We start from the raw sequence: 21945 nt of genomic DNA, 5'->3' as shown, positions 1-21945 counted from the left end.
ACTGGACAGCGCCGTCCGGAGGGACCCCACCTCCGGACGGCGCTGTTGTCTCTGCAGCCTGGCTGGTCAGGCGAACTCGAGGACCGTGCAGAGCCAGCGGCCGTCGCGCAGCTCGAGGCGGGCCGCCAGTGCACGGAGCCGGGGACCGTACTGCACGGTGAGGGCGACCTCCGCGACGCCCGCATCCACGAAGCAGACCCGCGCCTGACGCACCTGCGGCCGCACCGAGGGGCGCCGCTGGCCGTGGCCGCCCGCCTGGCGCAGGGTCGCCTGTGCGACGACCCGGGCGCGGTAGGAGAGCTCGCGGTGGACGGATGGCGTGGTCCAGCGCAGTAGCTGCGACGTCGGGCGGTCTCCCAGGACCGTCTCGACGGCTGCCTGGCCGAAGGCGAGCGCCCAGCGGTGCACGTCGCGGCGTACGGCGGGAACGACGACGACCGCGTCGGCGCCCCGCAGCACGGACGTCTCGGGCACGACGGGGGAGCCGAGGCGCGACGAGGTCCGGTCGAGGGTGCCACCCTCGAGGTCGAGCGTCTCCTGCACGACCCGGAGGGGTGCGGGAGCCCAGACGCGCTCGGCGGCCGCGGCGCTCATCGGAGCGACTCCGGCATCTGGAGGTGCTGACCCGGCTCGATGACGTCCGGGTCGTCGCCGATGGTGGCGGCGTTGGCCTGCCAGAGGGTGTGCCACTCGCGGGTGATGTCGGCATCCGTCGCGTGCGGACCGAGGCGGTCGGCGCTGATCGACCAGAGCGACTCCCCGGCATGCACGGTGTGGCCGGGAGCCGGCGCAGGGGCGCTCGCGGCGAGGGGCTGCGGCGGCTGACCGGCAACGGTGCTCAGGTCGTCGGCCTGCGCCGGCGTGATCGCGGCCGCCAGGGCCACGCCACAACCGGCGAGCACCAGGCGGCGCACGCCTCCGCGGAGACCGCTCAGCTCGACGTCGTGGACTCCGTGCAACGCCTCGAGCGTCGCGGCCGTCGTGATGCACCAGAGCCAGACGGCGCACACTCCGACCGCCACGGTCGCTGCTGCCCCGAGGACGTCGGCGAAGTCGCCGGGCTCGCTCCGGAGGAGGAGCGTGTCGCGTGTGCGGGCGATGTCGTGGTGCATCAGTGCGAGCAGTGCGGCGGTCACCGCGCTGACCGCAGACCAGACGAGAAGGCACCTGAGGGCGGGTGCGCGCCGAGACTCCCGAGACATGAGAACGACCCCGATCCGTTCGTTTGCGTGTGTTTGCATCACTACACGTCGGTTCTCGGGCATTGTCAAGGTTGTCGTACACAGGTTTCATGGGGTGCGACACCACTCGGGAGGTGGCAGATGACCCATGACCACGACCGCCGGCTGGCGACCTTCCTCGATGAGCTGGAGCAGGAGGCGTCCGGCGCCTGGACGGCCGAGCGCCACCTCGAGGTCGAGGAGCGGGCCCGCGCCGAGTACGCCCGGGTCTCGCTGGCGGCGCGGCTGATGGCGAGCTGTGGCCAGGAGATCCACCTCGTCGTGCAGGACGTCGGTCCGCTGTCCGGCGAGCTCGTGCGCGTGGCCGACGGCTGGTGCCTCATCGAGGCTGGCGGGGTGTCGTGGCTCGTGCTGCTCGATGCGGTGGAGACTGCCCGAGGTGTCGCCCCGGGCGCGGTCGCGCCCGAGGCCTGGCCCGTGACGTCCCGTCTCGGCCTCGGGTCAGCGTTGCGCGGGCTGGCAGGGGAGCGAGCAGTGCTCCGCCTGCGCTCCGGAAGCCGGGTGGAGGGTCGCGTGGGTCGCGTCGGTGCGGACTTCGTCGAGGTGCACCCTGACGCGGGGCAGCCAGTGGTGGTCGCCTGGTCCGCGCTGGCAGCCGTACGCCGATGAGGCGGCGCCGGCGGAGGTCTCAGGCCGCCTCAGGTTGCGTCGGTGTCGTACGGGGGCCGCTCGCCGGGCTCCAGCGGTCGCAGGCCATCGCGGACCGGCTCGTCGGCCGGGTCGTCGCGCAGCGCGTCTGTGAGGTGCTGGCGCACGATCCGCCGCGGGTCGAGGTCGCGCAGCTCCAGGTCGGCGTACTCCGGGCCGAGCTCGCGGCGCAGGTCGTCGCGAGCAGCGTCGGCGTACTTCTTCAGGCGGCGGACGAAACGACCTGCCTGTGCGGCGAACTCCGGCAGCCGGTCGGGGCCCATGACCACGACCACCACGAGGGCGATGACGACGAGCTCGCCCAGACCGATGTCGAACACGCGGGCAGCCTAGCCGGACCCGATGAGCCGGTCAGAACTTGTTGGACGGCGTCAGGCCGAGCTGCATGCCCGCGAGGTTGCGACCACGGCCGGAGAGGGCCGAGGCGATCGCGGTGATCGCCTGCGCACCCGCGGACGTCGGGTCGGACTCGACGACCGGCTTGCCGGCGTCGCCACCCTCGCGCAGGGACGGGTCGAGCGGCACCTGGCCGAGCAGCTTCACCTCGTAGCCGAAGCGCTGCGAGAGCGTCTCCGCCACACGCTGGCCGCCACCAGAGCCGAACGGCTCGATGCGGGAGCCGTCGGGCAGGTCCATCCACGACATGTTCTCGACGACGCCGACGACGCGCTGGTGCATCATCGAGGCCATCGTGCCGGCGCGCTCGGCGACCTCGGCAGCGGCCTCCTGCGGCGTCGTGATGACCAGGACCTCGGCGTTGGGCAGGTGCTGGCCCAGCGAGATTGCGATGTCACCGGTGCCCGGCGGAAGGTCGAGGAGAAGGGCGTCGAGGTCGCCCCAGTAGACGTCGGCGAGCATCTGGACGAGGGCGCGGTCGAGCATCGGGCCGCGCCAGGCGATGACCTGCTCGCGCTTCGGCTTCAGCATGCCGACGGAGATGACGGAGACACCCGAGGCGGTCGGCACCGGCATGATCAGGTCGTCGACCTGGGTCGGGCGCGAGTCCGCGACGCCGAGCATGGCCGGGATCGAGTGGCCGTAGATGTCGGCGTCGACGACGCCGACCTTGAGGCCCTGCTTCGCGAGCGCGATGGCCAGGTTGGCCGTCATCGAGGACTTGCCGACGCCGCCCTTGCCCGAGGCGATCGCGTAGACCTTGGTGAGAGAGCCCGGCTTTGCGAAGGGGATCTCGCGCTGGGCGTTGCCGTTGCGGAGCGTCTCGTTGAGCTTCGCGCGCTGGTCGGCGTCCATGACGCCCATGTCGACGGCGACGCCAGAGACGCCCGCGACCTTCGAGACCGCGGCGGTGACGTCGCGCGTGAGCGTGTCCTTCATCGGACAACCCGCCACCGTCAGCAGGATCCCGACCGTGACCTCGCCGGCGTCCGTGATGTCGACGGAGCCGACCATGCCGATCTCGGTGATGGGGCGCTTGATCTCGGGGTCGTTGACCGTCGCCAGCGCGGCGTTGACCTGCTCGAGGGTGGGGGTGCTCATGGTGTCCAAGCGTACGTGGTCACCCGCGGCACTCCCGCCACCGGTCAGGACGCAGGATCAGCGGACGTGGTCCTCGTCGCCGGCCTCGGGCAGCTCCGTGAACTGCTCGGCCAGGCCGTCGAGCAGGTCCTCGCGGAAGGACCGGAGCTCACCGCGGAGGAAGTCGCGGGTCGCGACCTCGCCGACGGACATGCGGAGCGAGGCGACTTCGCGGGCCAGGAACTCCATGTCGGCGTGCGCCCGGGCGTTGGCCTGCCGGTCCTGCTCCGCGATCACCTTGTCGCGCTGCTCCTGGCGGTTCTGCGCGAGAAGGATGAGGGGAGCGGCGTACGACGCCTGCAGGCTGAGGATCAGCGTCAGGAACGTGAAGGAGTACGGGTCGAAGCGGAGGTCCTTCGGCGCCATGGTGTTCCAGCCGAGCCAGATGACGACGAAGACGGTCATCCAGATCAGGAACTTCGCCGTGCCCATGAACCGGGCGAACTTCTCCGCGAAGACGCCGAAGTCCTCGGTGTTCAGCGCGCGGGCGCGCAGCGACCGCCGCTTGTCGCGGGGGAGGTCGAGGCGCTTCGGGGTGGTGCTCATCGGCGCCCTCCCGGATCGCGCTGGTCGCGCCAGCCGGAGGGGAGCATGTGGTCGAGGAGGTCGTCGACGGTGACCGCGCCCAGCAGGCGGCCTTCGTCGTCGACGACGGGCGCCGCCACGAGGTTGTACGTCGCGAGGTGTGCCGCGACGTCCTGGATCGAGGCGTCGACGCGCAGCGGGTCGAGCCCGGCATCGAGTGCAGCGGCGACCAGGGTCGACGGGGGCTCGCGGAGCAGGCGCTGGATGTGGGCGACGCCGAGGAGACGACCCGTGGGCGGCTCGAGCGGGGCGCGGCAGATGTAGACGAGCGAGGCCAGGGACGGCGTCAGGTCCGGGTTGCGCACGTGGGCCAGTGCGTCCGCGATCGTCGCGTCCGGGCCGAGGATCACGGGCTCGACCGTCATCATGCCGCCGGCCGTCTCCTCGCCGTACGACAGGAGGCGCTTGACGTCCTCGGCCTCCTCCGGCTCCATCAGCTCGAGCAGGGTGGCGGCCGTCTCGGGGGAGAGGTCGGCGATCAGGTCGGCCGCGTCGTCGGGGGACATCTCCTCGAGGACGTCGGCGGCGCGCTCGGAGTCGAGGCGCTCGAGGATCTCGACCTGGTCCTCCTCGGGGAGCTCCTCGAGGACGTCGGCGAGGCGCTCGTCGTCCATGCCCGCGACGACAGCCGTACGCCGCTCGGGGGGCAGGTCGTGGATGATGTTGGCCGCGTCGGCGGGGCGCATCTCGCTCAGCGAGGCGAGCAGGTGCGTGGCGCCCTGGGCGGCGTGGGCGTGGGCGAGACCGACGACCTCGTCCCACTCCAGGACGTGGCTCTGCCCGCGGCGTCGCAGGCCCTTGCCGGCCTCCTGGATCGCGACCCGGGAGAGCACCCAGTCACGGGCGCGGCCCTGCTCCATCGCGACGTCGTAGACGGTGCCGGCGACCCCGCTGCCGACCACGGTGACATGGCGGTCGAGCATCTCGCCGACGACGAGCGTCTCGGTGCTGCGCTGCTCGAAGCGGCGCATGTTGACCAGACCCGTGGTGTGCACCTGACCGCTGTCGACACTGGTCACGCGGGTCATCGGCACGAAGACCCGCTTGCGGCCGAGCACCTCGACGACGAGGCCGAGAACGCGCGGCTGGCGGCCGTCGGTGCGCATGGTCACGACGACGTCGCGGACCTTGCCGACCTGGTCGCCCAGGGGGTCGAAGATCGGCAGCCCGGCGAGGCGGGCGACGAAGACGCGAGAGGGCGAGGTGCTCACGTCAGCCAACGGTAGTGGGTCACGGCGCCCCGAAGACCGTGAAGTTCTGCTGCGTGTTCATCGTGCTGCCCGGGACCGCCGGAAGGGTGAGGACGGCTGTGGCCAGATCGGCGATCATCGCGGGCCGGATCGGCTGACCGCCGTGATACCCCGGGATGCCCGATCCGGGGTCCACGTAGTTCGGGTTCATGGCGTAGAGATCGGCGCCCTTGGGCACGCCCGGACCGCGCACGAAGAGCGGCACCCGCACGTTGGCGAGGACGTCGTGGCTCAGGTGGCTGGTGCCCGAACCGCCGTGCTCACCCGCCACGATGAGCAGGGTGTGACCGGCCAGCACGGGGTTCGCGTCGATCGCGTCGACGATCTGGTTGACCTGCTTCGACACCTGGATCACCGCGGACCGGTAGGCATCCGAGCTGAACCCCGAGGCGTGGCCCACGTCGTCGGCCAGGGAGAGCTGGCCGTACGTGAACGCTGCGGGCGAGCTGCCGACGAGACTCCGGTAGAGGGCTCCGGCCGTGCCGCCAGGCCGGGCGTAGTAGCCGTAGGTGCTGATCTTGTCGCGGCCGTTGTTCGTCCAGTTGAGGTCGGACGCCCCGTTGGCTGCGTTCCACGAGCGGTCGAGGATCGCGGCGCGGGGGTCGTTCGTGAAGAGGGCGGTGCGCAGGCCCCGGTCGTGGACCAGGTCCATGACGCTCGCGACGTACCGCCCCGCGGTCTGGTGCACGGTGGTGGCCGACGTTCCGTCGACAACGCCGTGGCCGCCGATGCTGGTGCTCACCGGCCGACCGGTCAGCATGGACGTGACGTTGCTGAGGCTCGTCGTCCGTTCGACGGTGCGGGCGTTGAGGGTGGAGGCGCCGTACTTGCGCAGGCGGTTGAAGCCGCTCGCCGACGCGCCCAGGGCAGCGATGGTCTTGGAGCGGACCCCCTCGAGGGAGACCAGGACGACGTGGTCGACCGGCGCGGTCACGTCGACGGCGGGCGGCACGGCGACCTGGGCGATGACGACGGGGTGGTCGGTCGTCTGCTTCACGAGGGAGTCGCGCAAGCGGGTCCAGCCGCTGAACGTCGCCGGGGTCGTGCCGAGCAGCCAGTCGACGGGGAGCGGGGCCGACGGCGGCTGGCAGCCCGTCGAGGTGGCCCATCCGCCGTTGGCGGCACGCAGCGCGGTGGCGGCGGCGATCCGGCAGAAGAAGGTCTCGCGCTCGTTGAAGTCGCCGGAGAAGAGGATCGGCACATCCGGGTTCTCCGCGCGCAACCGGTTGGCCAGGGCGATCTCGTCGCCGACCTCCTCGGCGCGGCGCTTCACGGAGCCGCCGGCGATCTCGTCGGTGAACTTGTCCGAGACGTTGTGGAAGTTGGCCGCGATCACGGTCTGCCCGGTGACCCGGTTCTTCAACCAGACGACGGGGTAGTTCACGGTCGACTCGTCGTTGATGTAGCGGATCTGGGCGTACTCCTGGCGGACGGCCTTCCAGGTGCTCGTCCGCCACGCGAGGGTGTTGGCGATGTGGCGCTGCGCGAAGACGGTCGTGTTGGTCGGCCGCTCGGGCCACACGTCCCATCCCGTGCCGGTGAGGTCGTTGAACTCGTCGTACTGGTCCAGGCGCATCTCCTGGAAGCCGACGATGCTGAGGCCCTCGCGCTTGAGGATCTCGACCGTGTTGCCCATGCGGACCTTCGCCGAGGGGTAGCCGGTCGTGTCGGCGCCCGGGCCATCGGTGTGCCCGGAGCCGAGGACGTTGAACGTCGCCATGCGCCAGCGGGTCGAACCCAGGCGCGAGATCGAGTCGGAGGCGTGCTCGGCCCGATCGGCCCGCTGCGTCCCGTGGAGGCCTCCGCAGCGCAGCACCAGCAACGCGGTCACGACCAGGGCAAGGACCACGGTTGCCGCGATCACCCCCGCCGTACGCCGTGCGCGCGAGGGGTCGGTCGTCCCGAGAATCACTCCAGTCACTTGTGAATCGTAGGTCGGCGCGAAGTGGATCACCGCGAGGACGCGCGCGGTGCTGGCTATCATGCGGGGCACGGTGCGGCCGGACGGCGGCACCGAAACAGAGCAGGAGCCCGGCGCTTGAGTGGCAGGTCGAAGCGGTCCGCAGTGACCGTCGTTCGCGTGGACGACGAGGGAATCCGCGCCGTCTCGAAGGCAGAGGTCATCCTCGACGTCCTCATCGACGAGCGCCGGATCTTCTCGTTCTGGCTGCACCGCGACGCCGCGTCGTCCGGGCGCGACGGTCACCTCGTGGAGTGGCCGGCGACGCTCGTGCCGCTGCTGCAGGGCACCGCGCGCCTGCAGATCCGGGTGCACGCGACGGGCGAGGACGTCTTCGACGACGACATCACGCTCGGGTCGGGCGAGGGCCGGATCCGGATCGAGACGCCCGACGGTCGTCCGCTGGCGCTCGACAAGTCGGGGCGCCGCGTCCAGACCTTCGACACCCGCTCCGCAGAGCACACGGCGCCGCTCATGCGCTCCATCGACGACGTCCTCAACGTCCTCCACGACCTCGGCATCGACGCCTTCATCGCGTACGGCACGCTCCTGGGCGCCGTGCGCAACGGTCAGCTGATCGGGCACGACAGCGATGCCGACCTCGGCTACGTCTCGCGCCACGAGCACCCGGTCGACGTCATGCGCGAGTCCTTCCACCTGCAGCGCGAGATCGTGGCGCGCGGGTATCCGGTCACGCGCTACTCGGGTGCTGCCTTCAAGGTCGACGTGCGCGAGTCGGACGGGTCCGTGCGCGGGCTCGACGTCTTCGGCGGCTTCATGCTCGACGGCAAGCTGCACCTGATGGGCGAGATCCGCACCGACTTCAAGCGGGAGTGGATCACGCCGCTCGGCACGGCGTCGCTCGAAGGCTTCGACTTCGCGGCGCCAGCCAACACCGACAAGTTCCTCGCGGCGACGTATGGCCCGACGTGGCGCGTGCCGGACCCGGCGTTCCACTTCCCGACGCCGGAGTCGACGCACCGGCGCTTCAACGCCTGGTTCCGCGGCACCCGCGACGGGCGCAACATCTGGGACCGCTACTACTCGGCGCGCCGCAGCCGGGCGATCGAGCCGTCCGACACGGCGTCGTGGGTCGCCGCGGAGGAGCCGGACGCGCAGCACGTCATCGACCTCGGGTGCGGCTACGGCACGGACGTCGCGTGGTTCGCGCGGCAGGGTGTCCGGGCGACCGGGCTCGACTTCGTCCGGGGTGCCTATGCGCGGATGGCTGATCGCACCGCCAAGGAGGGTCTGGATGCCCACTACCTCTTCTTCAACCCGCTCGAGCTCCGCTCGGCCCTGAGCACGGCAGCGCTGCTCGCGCGCTCGCCCGGACCGCGGGTGCTGATGTCGCGGCACATGATCGACTCGATCCACGCGCGGGGCCGTCGCGAGCTCTGGCGCACGACGGCGATGATGACGCGCTCCGGCGGTCGGCTCTATCTCCAGTTCCTCGCGGTCGAGGGCGACGACGGCTACGCCGCGTCGATCCAGGCCCGGCCGCTCCGGCCGGAGGTCATCGCCGCCGAGATCGCCGAGAGCGGTGGCACAGTCGTACGCCGGGAGGTGCTCCCGGTGAGCAGCAAGGACGGGGCGGAATCCGCCTCCCGTATCTGTCGAATGGTGGTCGCATGGGATCGATGAGCAAGCTCCGGAGCAAGGTGAGCGGCGCGGCCGTGATCGACCTGCGTCGACGCGTCCGCGTGCTCGAGGACGAGGTGCAGGAGTGCCGTCGGATGAACCTCCGCCTGGCGGAGCTGACCGACATCGTGAGCGAGCTCCTGCTGCCCGTCGCGCAGCGTGACGAGGCGCGCCTCACCGAGCTCCTGGCCAAGTACCAGAACAGCCTCTGAGCGTGGCGTCTCGGGTCTACCTCCACGTCGGCCTGCCCAAGACGGGAACGACGTACCTGCAGTCGGTGCTGTGGGCCAACAAGGACGCGCTCGACGCCCAGGGCATCCTGCTGCCGGGGCGGCACGCGCGTGACCAGATGTGGGCGACCCTCGTCGTCCGCGAGCACCCCGGCCTGCCCAACCGGAAGGCGCCCGCGCGCACCTCGTGGGGGCGCATCGTGGAGCAGGTCCGCGCGCACGAGGGTCCCGCGGTGATCAGCCACGAGTTCTTCGGTGCGGCGACGGAGGAGCAGGCGGCCCGCGCGATCGCCGACCTCGACGCCGAGGTGCACCTGGTCGTGACGGCGCGCGACGTGCTGACCGTCGTGGCGTCCTACTGGCAGGAGTTCGTCAAGCACGGCTTCTTCGAGCGCGGCCTCGACGACTTCCCGGCCGACGGCACGTCGTGGGAGGAGTGGACCTGGCGGACCCTCGATCTCGAGCAGGTGCTGCGGCGGTGGACCGTCGTCGTACCCCCGGAGCGGGTGCATCTCCTGGTGCTTCCCGATGCGAGCGAGCCGCGGGAGACGTTGTGGCTCCAGTTCGCCGGGATCCTCGGCATCGCGGACGCCGACACGTTCGCGCTCGACGCAGCGCGGGAGAACAACTCCCTCGGTGTGGTCGAGGCGGAGTTCATGCGGCGGGTCAGCGCGGGCCTCGACGACTTCAGCACCGCCCTGGACCGGGGTGTCTGGCTGCGTGGGTTCCTCGCGCACGGCCAGCTGGTCGGACGCGGCGGCGATCGCCCGCGGCCGTCGGAGGCGCGGGTCGAGGAGCTGCGGGCACGCGCCGATGCGACTGTCGCCTGGCTCGAGGGGACCGGATTCGACGTGCAGGGTGACCTGCAGCGGCTCCGTGTACCGGCGAACGTCCCCGGTCGGGACCCCGCCTCCGTGACGGAGGGCGAGCTCCTGGAGGTCGCGACCGCCACCGTCCGCGGAGTGCTGGCGACGATGCGCACGACACGCCAGGAGAACACCCGTCTCAAGGCGGAGATCGACGACCTGGCGGCGCGCGTCGTCGCGGCCGACGAGCCGGCTCCGGAGTCACAGCGCGGTGGCCTGCGCCGCCGGCTGCGGCGTTCGGCCGAGCCTGGCTCCTGACTAGGATGACGGCCATGACCGGCGTGCGGCCCCTCTACATCCACATCGGCCTCCAGAAGACGGGGACGTCCTACCTCCAGAGCATCTTCTGGCAGAACGTCGAGGAGCTCGCCGCCCAGGGACTCGACATGGTGCCGGGCAGCAAGCGCGACACCTTCCACCTCATGCTGCGCGCGCGGGACCGGTATCAGCCTCACCTCGACCCGGCATCGGTCGTGGGTGCCCTGGACCGCCTTCCCGGTCAGCTCGCCGAGGCTCCGGGCGATCGCGCCCTGATCACGGAGGAGTCCTTCGCCCCGGCGCCGGACGACCAGATCGAGCGCCTCCTGGCAGCCTGCGGCGACCGCGAGGTGCACCTGATCGTCACGCTGCGCGACCTCGGTCGGCAGATTCCGTCCGCTTGGCAGCAGCTGATCCAGTCCGGCGGATACGCGACCTGGGACGGCTACCTCGAGACGATGCGCTCGACCGAGGGGGAGGTGCACAGCAAGCACTGGCGGAGCACCGACGTCGCGGCGATCCTGACGCGCTGGTCAGCGCACGTCCCGGCCGAGCGGATCCACGTCGTGACGGTGCCGGCGCCCGGTGGGGATCCAGAGGTGCTGCTGCACCGGTTCTGCGAGGTGCTCGGCATCGACTGGACCCGCCTCGATCGCGAGGTGGCGAGCTCGAACCGGGGCATCGGCATGATCCAGGCCGAGCTGCTGCGCCGGGTCAACTACCGCCTGCCCGAGGAGAACCGGCTCCGCGACGTCTACGGCGAGGTCGGCAAGCGGTGGTTCGCCGTGCAGGTCCTCGGTCCGCAGAACGGCGACCGGATCCGCATCCCCGCCGCGTACGCCGACTGGGTGCGCGACCTCTCGACGCGCTACTCCGACGCGATCAGGGCTGGCGGCTACGACGTGACCGGTGACCTCGCCGATCTCGATCCCGCACCGGCGGCCTTCACCGCCGAGGGCTTCGTGACGAGCGAGAAGCAGCTGCTCGACTCCGCCGCCCATGCGCTCGCGCGGATCATGAGCGACCGCATGGACGAGACCCGCGACCGCAGGGCGGCCGACGCTGCTGCGGCCCGGGCTGCGGCAGAGGCCGCGGCAGCCGAGGCAGAGGCCGGCTCGCGCCGGCGGAGGGTGCGCCGGGTCCTGGGTCGCTCGTGATTCTGTGGGGTCGCGTGTGATGTAGGTCCGGTTCCGCCCACGGCGTCGGTGGCGTGTGTTCTACTGACCGTTCAGCAGATTCATGGGGGTAGTCCAAGTGTTTCGCCGCGTTCTCACGGTGCTCGTGTCCGTCTTGCTCATCGCCCTGCTCGCGCCGTCGTCGGCCCAGGCGCTCGAGGACGGGGAGAAGTTCAACAACCCCGTCTCGCCCCAGGCCGCGACGCGCAACGCCCTCGGCAAGCAGGTGATCTCGGCGATCAACCTGACCCCGGCCGGCGAGAAGATCCAGATCGCGGCGTACTCCTTCGACCGCAAGGACGTCGCTGACGCGCTCGTGAAGGCTCACCGCCGCGGCGTCCGGGTCCAGATCGTGCTCAACGACAACTGGATCTCGCCGCAGACGCGTCGCCTCCGCACCGAGCTCGGCGGCAACCCGAAGTACCAGAACTTCCTGCGCCTGTGCCACGGCTCGTGCCGCGGCGGCGCCGGCAACCTGCACATGAAGGTCTACGCCTTCACCCGCAGCGGCAGCGCGAGCGACGTCGTCATCACCGGCTCGGCCAACATGACCGACCGTGCCGTGCAGCTCCAGTGGAACGACCTGGTCACCCTGCGCAACGTGCCTGGCCTCCACGACGCGTTCGTGAAGGTCTTCAACGAGCTCAAGTACGACGAGGCCGTCGACCCGCGCTGGGTGTACTACGAGCAGCCCGGCCTGACCGCGCAGTTCTACCGGACGCAGGACGGCGAGGCCTCCACGCGCACGGTCAGCTACTCGCGGACCCCCACGGCTGCCGAGGACCCGGTGATGAACCGGCTCAAGGCGATCGACTGCGCGGCGCAGCCGGGCACCGGCATCAACGGCAAGACCGCCATCCGGATCATGATGTACGGCTGGAACGGCGACCGCGGTGTCTGGATCGCCAACGAGGTCGCGCAGCTGAAGAAGCAGGGCTGCGACATCAAGATCATCACCAGCGTCGCCGGCGGCCAGGTCATCAAGATCCTGCGCGAGGCCGGCATCCCGGTGCGCAGCGCCGACTACAAGTACATCTACAACGAAGACGGCACCTCGACGGTCGACTTCTACTCGCACCTCAAGGGCATGGCGATCAGCGGCACCTACAACGGTGTCGCGACCCGCGCACTCTGGACCGGCTCGGAGAACTGGTCCGGCATGTCCTTCATGAACGACGAGCTCTGCATCGGTCTGATCGGGTCCACGTGGCAGCAGGGGTTCTTCTCGCGCTTCACGTACATGAACACGTACTACACCCACAAGTTCGGCATCTACCCGACGACCACCCCGGCGTACCGGGGCTGATCCAGCTCGCCGGTCCCCGGACCGATCCAGTCGCGTGGCCCTTCTCATGCGGACGCTGTCCGCAGAGGAGGGCCTGCGCACATTAGACTCGGCGTGTTTTGCGCCCGCGCTCAGGAAGGTAATGCCCCCATGGCCAAGCTGTGCCAGACCGAGGACCTCACGGAGATCCAGCAGGAGATCCTGTCCACCGTTCGCCAGTTCGTGAACGACAAGATCATCCCGGTCGCGCAGGACCTGGAGCACTCGGACACCTACCCGCAGGAGATCATCGACGGGCTCAAGGAGCTCGGCGTCTTCGGCCTCACCATCCCCGAGGAGTTCGGTGGTCTGGGCGAGTCGATCCTGACCTACGCGCTCGTCGTCGAGGAGATCGCCCGCGGCTGGATGTCGGTCTCCGGCGTCATCAACACCCACTTCATCGCGGCGTACCTGCTCATGCAGCACGGCACCGAGGAGCAGAAGGCCAAGTACCTTCCGCGGATGGCGACCGGCGAGATGCGCGGCGCGTTCTCGATGTCCGAGCCGGGCCTCGGCTCCGACGTCTCCGCGATCTCGACCAAGGGCACCAAGCTCGAGGACGGCTCGTACTCGATCACCGGCCAGAAGATGTGGCTCACGAACGGCGCGACGTCCACGCTCGTCATGCTCCTCACGAAGACCGACGAGGGTGCTGACTCGGTCTACAAGAACATGACCACCTTCATCGTCGAGAAGGAGGCCGGCTTCGGCGAGACCGCCCAGGGCGTCACCGTTCCCGGCAAGATCGACAAGATGGGCTACAAGGGCGTCGAGACGACCGAGCTCATCCTCGAGGACCACAAGATCGCCGCGGACCAGATCCTCGGTGGCACGCCGGGCAAGGGCTTCTTCCAGATGATGGACGGCGTCGAGGTCGGTCGCATCAACGTCGCCGCCCGCGCCTGCGGTCTGGCCTGGCGCGGCTTCGAGCTCGGTATCTCCTACGCCCAGCAGCGCAAGACCTTCGGCAAGCAGATCGCCGACCACCAGGCCGTCCTCTTCCGCCTCGCGGAGATGGCGACCAAGGTCGAGACCATCCACACGATGATGGTCCGCGCTGCCCGCCTCAAGGCGAGCGGCAAGCGCCTGGACGTCGAGGCCGGCATGGCCAAGATGCTCGCGTCGGAGTACGCCAACGAGGTCGTTGAGGACTCGTTCCGCATCCACGGTGGCTACGGCTACTCCAAGGAGTACGAGATCGAGCGCCTGATGCGCGAGGTCAAGTTCATGCTCATCGGCGAGGGCACCTCCGACATCCAGAAGATGATCATCGGTCGCCAGCTCCTCAAGGAGTACGCGCTCTGACCTGAGCCGTATCCGGCTATTCGGTCGACACCGGCGGGGCCGGGGTGTGAAGGTGGAGACGCCTGCACATCCCGGCCCTGCTGCGTTCCTGGAGGACACATGAGCAACGACGACCTGAAGGCCAAGATGCGCGAGGCGCTGGAGAAGAAGAACGGCGCTTCGCACGCGACCGCGAAGGGTGCTGCCACGCAGGAGAAGGTCCACGGCTCCGAGGTGGTCGGTGGCGCTCCGAAGATGCATCGACGCAAGGCCGGCGGCGGTTCCTGAGGCCGACATCACGGCGGACACCGGTCCCGCGGGCTGTCCGCCGTACGGCAGGATGCTGCCCATGAGCAGCAAGACGAACCCGGGCAACTTCTTCGAGGACTTCCAGATCGGTCAGGTCATCGAGCACGCCGTGCCGCGCACCGTGACCGAGGGTGACCGCGCCGTCTACGGCTCGCTCTACCCGACCCGCTTCGCGATCCCGTCCTCGGCGGTCTTCGCGGCCGCTTCGGGCCTGGCCGTGCACCCGGTCGAGGAGCTGATCGCGTTCCACATCGCGTTCGGCAAGACCGTCCCGGACGTCTCGCTCAACGCCGTCGCCAACCTCGGCTACGCCGAGCTCCGCTTCCACCAGCCGGTGGTGCCGGGCGACACGCTGTCCACGAAGTCCGAGGTCATCGGCCTCAAGCAGAACTCCAACGGCAAGTCCGGCGTCGTCTACGTGCGCTCGACCGCGACCAACCAGCGCGGCGAGACCGCGCTCGAGTGGGTCCGCTGGGTGATGGTGCACAAGCGCGACACCGAGCTGCCGGCGCCCGAGACCGTGCTGCCGGAGCTGGCGAAGGTCGTCGCGGTCGAGGACCTCGTGATCCCCGCGGGCCTGGACTTCGCGGCGTACGACTTCGCGCTCGCGGGCGAGCCGTTCCGCTACGACGACTACGCGGTCGGCGAGAAGATCGACCACGTCGACGGCGTGACGCTGACCGAGTCGGAGCACCAGCAGGCCACCCGCCTGTGGCAGAACACCGCCAAGGTGCACTTCAACAAGGAGGCGCGCCCCGACGGCCGCAACCTGATCTACGGCGGCCACGTCATCTCGATGGCCCGCGCCCTGTCGTTCAACGGTCTGGCCAACGCCCAGATGATCTCCGCGATCAACGGCGGCTCGCACGTGGCTCCGGCGTTCGCGGGCACGACCGTCTATGCGTGGTCCGAGGTGCTCGACAAGGCCGAGATCTCCGACACCGTCGGTGCCCTGCGCCTGCGTCTGGTCGCCACCTCCGGCCGCGACGAGTCGATGACGCTGCGCACCGACGAGGGCAAGTACGCCGACGGCGTCCTGCTCGACCTCGACTACTGGGTCTTCATCCCGCGCTGATTCACAGGATCCAGATCAGGCCCCGGCGCTCCGCCGGGGCCTGATCTGCGTCCGCACCGGGTCGAGCGGGAAGAGCGTGATGGCCGAGGCGACCCGGACGTCGCCGTCGGTGCGGTCCTCGAGCTCGAAGGCACGCACGAGCATGGCCAGCGCAGCAACCGACTCGAGCATCGAGAAGTGCTGGCCGATGCACGCGCGCGGCCCCGCGCCGAACGGCATCCACGCGTAGCGGTGACGGCCCTTGTCGGCGTCGCCGAGGAAGCGCTCCGGGTCGAAGCGTTCGGGGTCGGGCCACAGGTCGGCGCGCCGGTGGATCGACCAGGTGGAGACGACGACGTCTGACCCCGCCGGCACGAGTACGCCGCACAGGTCGGTGTCCTCGACCGTCCGGCGTCCGGTGAAGGGCGCCGCCGGGTAGAGCCGCATGGCCTCCTTGAGGACAGCGGTCGTGTACGGCAGGCCGCTGTGTGCCTGCGCGGGAGTGGGGGCTGCGTCGCCGAGCACGTCGGTGACCTCGGCCAGCACCTTCGCCTGGATGTCGGGGTGCTTCGCGAGCAGGTGGAGGGCGAAGGTGAGGCTGGTCGAGGTCGTCTCGTGCCCGGCCAGGAGGAAGACGAGCATCTGGTCGCGGATCTCCTCGTCGCTCAGGGCGTCCGAGCCGTCGCGGACCTCGATCAGCAGGCTGGCCAGGTCGTCGCCCACGTCGATGCCGGCCCGGCGGCGACGGATGATCTCGTCGCACACGGCGTACAGGTGCTCCTGCGCGTCGCGGATGGTGCGGTTGACGGGAATCGGCCAGGCCAGCGGCACGCGCGCGGGGAGCGCGACGCGGCCGAGGATCGCGGCGTTGGCCACCGGTGACCAGTCGCTGACCTCCGCGGCCAGCTCGTGGAGGTCGTCGCCGAAGAGGGTGCGCGCGACGATGGCGAGGGTGAGGGCGGTCATCTCCTCGTGCAGGTCGACCTCGGCGTCCTCCCGCTGCTCCCAGGTGCCGATGATCGCCGCGATCTCCTCGACCATCGCCTCGAGGTAGCCGTCGACCCGGGCCCGGGTGAAGACCGGCTGCACGAAGCGCTTCTGCCGCAGCCAGTCGTCGTCCTGCGCGGTGAGGATGCCGTTGCCGAGCGCCAGGCGGATCTCGTCGTAGAAGACGTTGTCCTTGCGCCAGCCCGCGAACGTCTTCGCGCTGAGCATCTGCTCGGCGGCCTCGGGGCCGTGTGCGGCGTGCAGCTCGCGGCGCAGCGGTCCCGGCGGTCCGATCCGGAAGCGGACCACATCGTGCTCCCCGTCGTACGTCGAGGCGAGGAACTCGACCTGGTTGGCCAGGAGCTCGCGGGTGGAGCCGAGCAGGAAGGAGCCGGGGTGCAGCCGCGCGGTGGTCGTCACCGTTGCAGCGTAGGGGCGTAGGTCGGGGCGCCGCCTCCACCCTAGGGTGGAACCATGACGTCCGAGCTCTGGCTGGTGCGGCACGGCGAGACCGCGTGGTCGAGCGCCGGGCGACACACCTCGACCACCGACCTTCCACTCACCGAGGAGGGGGAGCGGGTGGCGTCGTCGTTGGCCGCTCGGCTGGCCGGGCAGGAGTTCGATCTCGTGCTGACCTCGCCGCGGCTGCGCGCCCGGCGTACGGCGGAGCTCGCGGGATTCCCCGGCGCCGAGCCGAACGAGGACCTCGCCGAGTGGGCGTACGGGGACTACGAGGGCCTGACCACGCCCCAGATCCGGGAGAGCGTCCCGGGCTGGACGGTGTGGACACACCCCTCTGTCGGCGGCGAGACGGCGCAGGAGGTGGGGGACCGGCTGGATCGCGTCGTCGCAGGGACCCGCGGCGTCGAGCGGGCGCTCGTCTTCGGGCACGGCCACGCGCTGCGGGTGCTGACCGCACGCTGGCTCGGCCTGCCGGTCGCCGCGGGCGCGCACTTCCGCCTCGATACCGCCACTGTCTCGGTGCTCGGCTGGGAGCGCGAGACCCCGGTCATCCAACGGTGGAACGCATGAGCCGCTCCGACCTCGAGGGGCACGTCCCGGCGCTCGGCTTCGCCGGGCTGACGCGCTTCTACGACACCGCCATCGCGGTCTCCATGCGCGAGCCGCACTGGCGACCGCGCATCGTGGACCTGGTGGCGCAGGAGGAGCCGGCGACGGTGCTCGACGTCGGCAGCGGCACCGGCACCCTCGCCATCGCCCTGGCGTCCCGCCTCGGCCCCGGAGTGGTGACCGGCCTCGACCTCGACCCCGACGTGATGGCGCTCGCCCAGGCCAAGGAGGACGCCGGCGACGTCCGCTGGCAGATCGGCTCCGCCACCCTCCTCCCGTACGCCGACGGCTCGGTCGACACGGTCGTCTGCACGCTGGTCCTCCACCACCTGCCGCTGGACCTCAAGGAGACCGCGCTGCGGGAGATGCACCGCGTGCTGCGACCCGGGGGCCTGCTCATGGTCGGTGACTGGGGCCGTCCGCACGACCCGCTGATGCGGGCGGCGTTCCTCCCGGTGCAGCTGCTGGACGGCTTCGACAACACCCAGCGCAACGTCGAGGGCTGTGTGCCCGAGCTGATGGACGCCACCGGATTCTCCGGGGTGGAGCGGGTGCACCGGCTGCGGACGGTCTTCGGCACGTTCGAGGTGCTGACCGCGCGGCGCTGAGCGCCCTGCTGCCTGCTGACCCGGCGCGGGTCACGGGGTTACCGTGGGGGAATGGCGCCGGACGAGTTCTGGCGGCCCGAGCATCCGTCGTACGCATCGATGGCGGAGCACCTGGCCCGGACCGCAGGGTTCCCCACCTACCTGCCGTGGCCGCTCGCCGCGGGGTGGCGGGTGGCGGACTTCGGTGCGGTCGGGGAACCGGGCCGGCCCCGCGCGACGCTGGTCTCGGTGCACGGCGTCAGCCCCGACGACGGCGGGGTGTCGCTGACGACGATCGCCGAGGAGCCCGGTTGTGGCCTCGGCGCGAAGGTGGCGGGCACGGTCCAGACCGACCCGGGCGCCGACATCGCCAACCGACGGGCCGACGCCCGGCTGCGGGTCGGTGGCAGCACCGTGCCGATGTGGACGGTCTCCACGCACGAGGTGTCCGGCGAGCTCGACCGGTCGGTGCTGGCAGGGGAGGCGGACGGACGCTGGCTCTGGCTCGTGGTGCGGCCCGCGTCCGCGCTGCTGCTGATGCACGAGGCGTGGCACTTCGCGGACGCCTCGGGGATCGGTGCGCCGTTGCTCGCGGTCCCGTTCGGCAGTGCGCCCACGGAGTGGTGAGTGGAAAGGGGGCGTCCCCTAGGCTGCTCGGGTGAGCCCCGACCTCCGCATCGACCTCCACGCGCACTCGCGGATGAGTGACGGGACCCAGTCGCCGACGGAGCTCGTGCACGCGGCGAAGGCTGCCGGCCTCGACGTCCTCGCGATCACGGACCACGACACGTCGGCCGGGTGGGATGAGGCGGCCACGGCAGCCGCCGAGGTCGGTCTCGACCTGGTGCGCGGCATGGAGATCAGCACCCGGCACCGCGGCCGCGACGTGCACCTGCTGGCGTTCCTGCCCGACCCGACCTACGGTCCGCTCGTCGACGCCCTGCAGAAGGTCCTCGACGGCCGCAACTCGCGGGTGCCGGCGATCCTGGGCAAGCTCCACGACCTCGGCATCGACATCACCCTCGACGACGTACGCCGGGTGTCCGGCGACGCTGCGGCCGTCGGACGCCCCCACCTGGCCGACGCACTCGTGGCGGCCGGCGTGGTGCGCGACCGGGAGCAGGCCTTCAACGAGTTCCTGCGGCCGGGCCGTCCGGCGTACGTCGACCGGTATGCGGCGCCGCTCGAGCCGATGATCCGCACGGTGACCGAGGCTGGCGGCGTCAGCGTCGTCGCGCACGCGTGGGGGAGGAGCAACGACCCCGGTCCGCTCGACGAGGCGGGCTTCGCGGACCTTGCCGCCGTCGGTCTCGCGGGCATCGAGGTCGACCACGAGGACCACGGCCCCGACACCCGTCGGCAGCTGCGTGCGATCGCCAGCGACCTCGACCTCGTCGTGACCGGCTCCAGCGACCACCACGGTGCCGGCAAGGTCGGTCACGACCTGGGCTGCAACACGACGGCACCGCGCGAGTACGAACGCCTGCTCGCGCGTGCGGCCGCGGCGGCCGCTGCATCGGGTCGCACGACTCCGGAGGTGGTCACGGCATGAGCTCGGTCCTCGACGTCGTCCTGCTCACCGAGGTCTTCGTGACGCTCTTCGTGATCATGGACCCGCCCGGCTCGATCCCGATCTTCCTGGCGCTGACCTCGGGCCGCTCGGCCTCCGTCGTACGCCGGGCAGCGTGGCAGGCGCCGGCGGTGTCGCTGCTGGTGATCACCACCTTCGCCGTCTTCGGCCAGCAGATCCTCGACTACCTGCACGTCTCCCTGCCGGCACTCCAGGCGTCGGGCGGACTGCTGCTGCTCCTGGTCGCGCTCGAGCTGCTGACCGGCGACGAGGACGTGGAGAAGGGCGTCAAGGGTGAGCAGAACGTCGCCCTGGTGCCGCTCGGCACCCCGCTCCTCGCCGGCCCGGGTGCGATCGTCGCGACGATGCTCTTCGTGCGCGAGATCGACTCCGTGGGGTCGTTCAGCGCAGTCGTCCTGGGCATCATCGGCGTGCACCTGTGCATCTACGTCGCGATGCGGTTCTCGCTGCCGATCATGCGGCTGATCCGCCCGAGTGGCGTCCTGCTGGTCACCCGCATCGCGGGCCTGCTGCTCTCGGCGATCGCCGTGCAGATGCTGGCCGACGCGATCCGGGCGTTCGTCACCGGCGTTGCCTGAGGCTCACTTGCGGCCGAGGCCCTGCAGCTTCTGCTTGACCGGGCCCGGCACGACACGGGAGGCCGTCACGAGCGCCTTGTAGCGCTTCGACGGGATCGAGAACGCCTTGCCCTTCTCGAAGTCCTTGATCGCGTCGCTCACGAGGCGCTCGACGTCGAGCCACATCCACTTCGGCGCCGAGGCGTCGCGGTCGATGCCGAGGCGGCCGTGGAACTCGGTCTTCGTGAAGCCCGGGCACAGCGCCATGACGGCGACGCCCTGCGGGCCGTACTCGTTGTGCGCCCACTCGCTGAAGCGGTTCACGTACGCCTTGGCGGCCGAGTAGGTGCCACGCGGGATGAACGCCGCGACGCTGGAGACGTTGATGATGCCGCCATGGCCGCGCTCGGACATCGCGCCCAGGGCAGCGTGCGACAGCTCGACGACGGCGGTGACCAGCACGTCGTGCATGCGCTGTTCCTCGGCGAACGGGTTGTCGAGGAACTTGTCCTTGAGGCCGAACCCGGCGTTGTTGACCAGCAGGTCGACCGGGTGCTCGGGGTCGGCCACGCGGCCGGCGACTGCGGCACGACGGGCCGGGTCGGCCAGGTCTGCGGCAAGCACCTCGACGTTGACCTCGTACTCCGCGTGGAGCTGCTCGGCGACCTCGGTCAGGCGCGTCTCGTCGCGCGCGACGAGCACCAGGTTCCAGCCGTACGACGCGAGCTGGCGCGCGAACTCGTGGCCGATGCCGGCGGTCGCACCCGTGATCAGCGCGGTCTGCGGCTGGCCGCAGCGGCAGTCGGGACCGCAGCCTGCGCCGTCCTCCTGGTCGGCGAGGGGGAGGAGGTCGTGCTCGTGGGAGCAGTCGTCGCCGTGGACGTGGTCGTGGTCGTGCGCGTCAGCCATGTCCGCAAGGGTAGTGGCGGGGTGACACGGGGCGGTCATCACGTGACGTGGCCCACGCGTCGGGCACAATGGCCCCTGATGACCACCACGCTCGCGATCGCCAACCAGAAGGGTGGCGTCGCCAAGACGACCACCGTCGCCTCCCTCGGTGCTGCGCTGGCCGAGGCCGGCCACAAGGTCCTGCTCGTCGACCTCGACCCGCAGGCCTGCCTGACGTTCTCCCTGGGCATCGACCCCGAGGACCTCGACGCGTCGGTGCACCATGTGCTGACCAAGGGCCTCGACGCCCGCGAGGTGATCATCGAGACCGAGGACGGCGTCGACCTGCTGCCCGCGACCATCGAGCTGGCCCGCGCCGAGGCCGACCTGCTGACCCGCACGGGCCGCGAGCAGGTCCTCAAGGGCGTCCTCGAGGACCTCGCCGAGGCGGGGGAGGCGTACGACTGGGTGCTCCTCGACTGCCCGCCGTCGCTCGGCGTCCTGACCGTCGCCGCGCTGACTGCGGCGCGCGGCGTCCTGGTGCCGCTCCAGTGCGAGACGCTCTCGCACCGCGGTGTCGGCCAGCTGCTCGACACGGTCCACGACGTACGCCGGTTCACCAACCGCAAGCTCGAGGTCTGGGGCGTGCTGCCGACGCTCTACGACGGCCGCACCAACCACGCGCGCAAGGTGCTCGACACGATCTCCGAGGTCTACGAGCTCGACGTCTTCGAGCCGCCGATCCCGAAGACCATCAAGTTCGCCGAGGCGCCGGCTGCCGGTCGCTCGATCCTCGCGACGAGCAAGACCAGCAAGGGCGCTGCGGCGTACCGCGAGGTGGCGGCGAAGCTCGTCGCACGCGCCGCTCGCTGAGGAATCACCCCGGCGCGAAACTGTCAGTCT

Annotated in this window: 24 protein-coding genes; 15 read left to right on the top strand and 9 right to left on the bottom strand. The window is 70.6% G+C overall.

Annotated features, from left to right (window positions below):
- Positions 1–66 precede the first annotated feature (66 nt).
- Together EPD65_RS12830 and EPD65_RS12825 are read right to left on the bottom strand one after the other, a co-directional pair.
- On the bottom strand, positions 67–594 hold the full coding sequence (locus EPD65_RS12830; RefSeq protein ID WP_131584761.1) for an Rv3235 family protein: 528 nt from the start codon (positions 592–594) through the stop codon (positions 67–69).
- The gene (locus EPD65_RS12825; protein ID WP_131584759.1) at positions 591–1136 is read right to left on the bottom strand and encodes a LysM peptidoglycan-binding domain-containing protein; all 546 of its coding nucleotides are present in this window, start codon (positions 1134–1136) and stop codon (positions 591–593) included. The genes EPD65_RS12830 and EPD65_RS12825 overlap by 4 nt, the downstream gene beginning before the upstream one ends.
- 186 nt (positions 1137–1322) lie before the next feature.
- Here EPD65_RS12825 and EPD65_RS12820 point away from each other — a divergent pair, with 186 nt between their 5' ends.
- On the top strand, positions 1323–1850 hold the full coding sequence (locus EPD65_RS12820; RefSeq protein WP_131584757.1) for a hypothetical protein: 528 nt from the start codon (positions 1323–1325) through the stop codon (positions 1848–1850).
- Between the two features lie 29 nt (positions 1851–1879).
- Here the strand turns inward: EPD65_RS12820 and EPD65_RS12815 are convergent, their stop codons facing one another.
- The 5 genes from EPD65_RS12815 to EPD65_RS12795 are packed head-to-tail and all read right to left on the bottom strand — an operon-like array spanning position 1880 to position 7181.
- Positions 1880–2209 (bottom strand): sec-independent translocase, encoded by a 330-nt coding sequence (locus EPD65_RS12815; protein ID WP_131584755.1) that lies wholly within the window; start codon positions 2207–2209, stop codon positions 1880–1882.
- Between the two features lie 31 nt (positions 2210–2240).
- Complete coding sequence (locus EPD65_RS12810) at positions 2241–3386, bottom strand: Mrp/NBP35 family ATP-binding protein (protein WP_131584753.1); 1146 nt, start codon at positions 3384–3386, stop codon at positions 2241–2243.
- A 57-nt stretch (positions 3387–3443) separates the two neighbouring features.
- The gene (locus EPD65_RS12805) at positions 3444–3971 is read right to left on the bottom strand and encodes a DUF1003 domain-containing protein (protein WP_131584751.1); all 528 of its coding nucleotides are present in this window, start codon (positions 3969–3971) and stop codon (positions 3444–3446) included.
- Complete coding sequence (locus tag EPD65_RS12800) at positions 3968–5221, bottom strand: magnesium transporter MgtE N-terminal domain-containing protein (protein ID WP_131584749.1); 1254 nt, start codon at positions 5219–5221, stop codon at positions 3968–3970. The genes EPD65_RS12805 and EPD65_RS12800 overlap by 4 nt, the downstream gene beginning before the upstream one ends.
- Positions 5222–5240: 19 nt before the next feature.
- A complete protein-coding gene (locus EPD65_RS12795; protein WP_165873002.1) occupies positions 5241–7181 on the bottom strand; it encodes an alkaline phosphatase family protein in 1941 nt (646 codons plus the stop codon).
- Between the two features lie 159 nt (positions 7182–7340).
- Between EPD65_RS12795 and EPD65_RS12790 the strand changes: the two genes are divergently transcribed.
- The 8 genes from EPD65_RS12790 to EPD65_RS12760 all read left to right on the top strand — a co-directional run bounded on the left by EPD65_RS12790 (position 7341) and on the right by EPD65_RS12760 (position 15382).
- Positions 7341–8864 (top strand): SAM-dependent methyltransferase, encoded by a 1524-nt coding sequence (locus tag EPD65_RS12790; RefSeq protein ID WP_131584745.1) that lies wholly within the window; start codon positions 7341–7343, stop codon positions 8862–8864.
- Entirely contained in the window at positions 8861–9073 is a 213-nt protein-coding gene (locus EPD65_RS12785; protein WP_131584743.1) for a DUF6752 domain-containing protein, read from the top strand. The genes EPD65_RS12790 and EPD65_RS12785 overlap by 4 nt, the downstream gene beginning before the upstream one ends.
- Before the next feature lie 2 nt (positions 9074–9075).
- Positions 9076–10215: a sulfotransferase family protein gene (locus EPD65_RS12780; protein WP_131584741.1), complete on the top strand. Its 1140-nt coding sequence runs from the start codon at positions 9076–9078 to the stop codon at positions 10213–10215.
- 14 nt (positions 10216–10229) lie between these two features.
- Complete coding sequence (locus EPD65_RS12775) at positions 10230–11372, top strand: hypothetical protein (protein WP_131584739.1); 1143 nt, start codon at positions 10230–10232, stop codon at positions 11370–11372.
- A gap of 124 nt (positions 11373–11496) precedes the next feature.
- Positions 11497–12696 carry a phospholipase D-like domain-containing protein gene (locus EPD65_RS12770; protein ID WP_165873001.1) on the top strand — a complete coding sequence of 400 codons (1200 nt, stop codon included), beginning with the start codon at positions 11497–11499 and terminating at the stop codon, positions 12694–12696.
- Between the two features lie 129 nt (positions 12697–12825).
- On the top strand, positions 12826–14019 hold the full coding sequence (locus EPD65_RS12765; RefSeq protein ID WP_131584736.1) for an acyl-CoA dehydrogenase family protein: 1194 nt from the start codon (positions 12826–12828) through the stop codon (positions 14017–14019).
- A 99-nt stretch (positions 14020–14118) separates the two neighbouring features.
- Complete coding sequence (locus tag EPD65_RS16330; protein WP_165873000.1) at positions 14119–14286, top strand: DUF5302 domain-containing protein; 168 nt, start codon at positions 14119–14121, stop codon at positions 14284–14286.
- A 61-nt stretch (positions 14287–14347) separates the two neighbouring features.
- A complete protein-coding gene (locus EPD65_RS12760; RefSeq protein ID WP_131584734.1) occupies positions 14348–15382 on the top strand; it encodes a MaoC family dehydratase in 1035 nt (344 codons plus the stop codon).
- 15 nt (positions 15383–15397) lie between these two features.
- On the opposite strand, the gene EPD65_RS12755 is transcribed toward EPD65_RS12760, so the two are convergent.
- Positions 15398–16768: a cytochrome P450 gene (locus tag EPD65_RS12755; protein WP_165872999.1), complete on the bottom strand. Its 1371-nt coding sequence runs from the start codon at positions 16766–16768 to the stop codon at positions 15398–15400.
- A 54-nt stretch (positions 16769–16822) separates the two neighbouring features.
- On the opposite strand from EPD65_RS12755, the gene EPD65_RS12750 reads away from it, so the two are divergent.
- The 5 genes from EPD65_RS12750 to EPD65_RS12730 are packed head-to-tail and all read left to right on the top strand — an operon-like array spanning position 16823 to position 20175.
- Positions 16823–17380 (top strand): histidine phosphatase family protein, encoded by a 558-nt coding sequence (locus tag EPD65_RS12750; protein ID WP_131584732.1) that lies wholly within the window; start codon positions 16823–16825, stop codon positions 17378–17380.
- Positions 17377–18027: a class I SAM-dependent methyltransferase gene (locus tag EPD65_RS12745; RefSeq protein WP_131584730.1), complete on the top strand. Its 651-nt coding sequence runs from the start codon at positions 17377–17379 to the stop codon at positions 18025–18027. The genes EPD65_RS12750 and EPD65_RS12745 overlap by 4 nt, the downstream gene beginning before the upstream one ends.
- 51 nt (positions 18028–18078) lie before the next feature.
- Positions 18079–18633, top strand: a complete 555-nt coding sequence (locus tag EPD65_RS12740; protein WP_243640581.1) for a DUF6758 family protein — start codon at positions 18079–18081, stop codon at positions 18631–18633.
- Positions 18634–18664: 31 nt separating this feature from the next.
- The gene (locus tag EPD65_RS12735) at positions 18665–19558 is read left to right on the top strand and encodes a PHP domain-containing protein (RefSeq protein ID WP_243640580.1); all 894 of its coding nucleotides are present in this window, start codon (positions 18665–18667) and stop codon (positions 19556–19558) included.
- On the top strand, positions 19555–20175 hold the full coding sequence (locus tag EPD65_RS12730; protein ID WP_131584728.1) for a MarC family protein: 621 nt from the start codon (positions 19555–19557) through the stop codon (positions 20173–20175). Before EPD65_RS12735 ends, EPD65_RS12730 begins: the two co-directional genes overlap by 4 nt.
- Before the next feature lie 3 nt (positions 20176–20178).
- On the opposite strand, the gene EPD65_RS12725 is transcribed toward EPD65_RS12730, so the two are convergent.
- Positions 20179–21063: an SDR family NAD(P)-dependent oxidoreductase gene (locus EPD65_RS12725; RefSeq protein WP_131584726.1), complete on the bottom strand. Its 885-nt coding sequence runs from the start codon at positions 21061–21063 to the stop codon at positions 20179–20181.
- A 78-nt stretch (positions 21064–21141) separates the two neighbouring features.
- On the opposite strand from EPD65_RS12725, the gene EPD65_RS12720 reads away from it, so the two are divergent.
- Complete coding sequence (locus EPD65_RS12720; RefSeq protein WP_131584724.1) at positions 21142–21915, top strand: ParA family protein; 774 nt, start codon at positions 21142–21144, stop codon at positions 21913–21915.
- Positions 21916–21945 lie beyond the last annotated feature (30 nt).

It is taken from the genome of Nocardioides jejuensis (assembly GCF_004337475.1).
In the GTDB taxonomy this organism is placed as follows: domain Bacteria; phylum Actinomycetota; class Actinomycetes; order Propionibacteriales; family Nocardioidaceae; genus Nocardioides; species Nocardioides jejuensis.
This window is presented reverse-complemented; position numbering and strand designations above follow the sequence as displayed.

Excerpts from the sequence above, each read along its gene's own strand:
- EPD65_RS12830 (WP_131584761.1), bottom strand. The coding sequence starts at position 594 with ATGAGCGCCGCGGCCGCCGAGCGCGTCTGGGCTCCCGCACCCCTCCGG.
- EPD65_RS12820 (WP_131584757.1), top strand. The coding sequence starts at position 1,323 with ATGACCCATGACCACGACCGCCGGCTGGCGACCTTCCTCGATGAGCTG.
- EPD65_RS12810 (WP_131584753.1), bottom strand. The coding sequence starts at position 3,386 with ATGAGCACCCCCACCCTCGAGCAGGTCAACGCCGCGCTGGCGACGGTC.
- EPD65_RS12805 (WP_131584751.1), bottom strand. The coding sequence starts at position 3,971 with ATGAGCACCACCCCGAAGCGCCTCGACCTCCCCCGCGACAAGCGGCGG.
- EPD65_RS12785 (WP_131584743.1), top strand. The coding sequence starts at position 8,861 with ATGAGCAAGCTCCGGAGCAAGGTGAGCGGCGCGGCCGTGATCGACCTG.
- EPD65_RS12775 (WP_131584739.1), top strand. The coding sequence starts at position 10,230 with ATGACCGGCGTGCGGCCCCTCTACATCCACATCGGCCTCCAGAAGACG.
- EPD65_RS12765 (WP_131584736.1), top strand. The coding sequence starts at position 12,826 with ATGGCCAAGCTGTGCCAGACCGAGGACCTCACGGAGATCCAGCAGGAG.
- EPD65_RS16330 (WP_165873000.1), top strand. The coding sequence starts at position 14,119 with ATGAGCAACGACGACCTGAAGGCCAAGATGCGCGAGGCGCTGGAGAAG.
- EPD65_RS12760 (WP_131584734.1), top strand. The coding sequence starts at position 14,348 with ATGAGCAGCAAGACGAACCCGGGCAACTTCTTCGAGGACTTCCAGATC.
- EPD65_RS12750 (WP_131584732.1), top strand. The coding sequence starts at position 16,823 with ATGACGTCCGAGCTCTGGCTGGTGCGGCACGGCGAGACCGCGTGGTCG.
- EPD65_RS12745 (WP_131584730.1), top strand. The coding sequence starts at position 17,377 with ATGAGCCGCTCCGACCTCGAGGGGCACGTCCCGGCGCTCGGCTTCGCC.
- EPD65_RS12740 (WP_243640581.1), top strand. The coding sequence starts at position 18,079 with ATGGCGCCGGACGAGTTCTGGCGGCCCGAGCATCCGTCGTACGCATCG.
- EPD65_RS12730 (WP_131584728.1), top strand. The coding sequence starts at position 19,555 with ATGAGCTCGGTCCTCGACGTCGTCCTGCTCACCGAGGTCTTCGTGACG.
- EPD65_RS12725 (WP_131584726.1), bottom strand. The coding sequence starts at position 21,063 with ATGGCTGACGCGCACGACCACGACCACGTCCACGGCGACGACTGCTCC.
- EPD65_RS12720 (WP_131584724.1), top strand. The coding sequence starts at position 21,142 with ATGACCACCACGCTCGCGATCGCCAACCAGAAGGGTGGCGTCGCCAAG.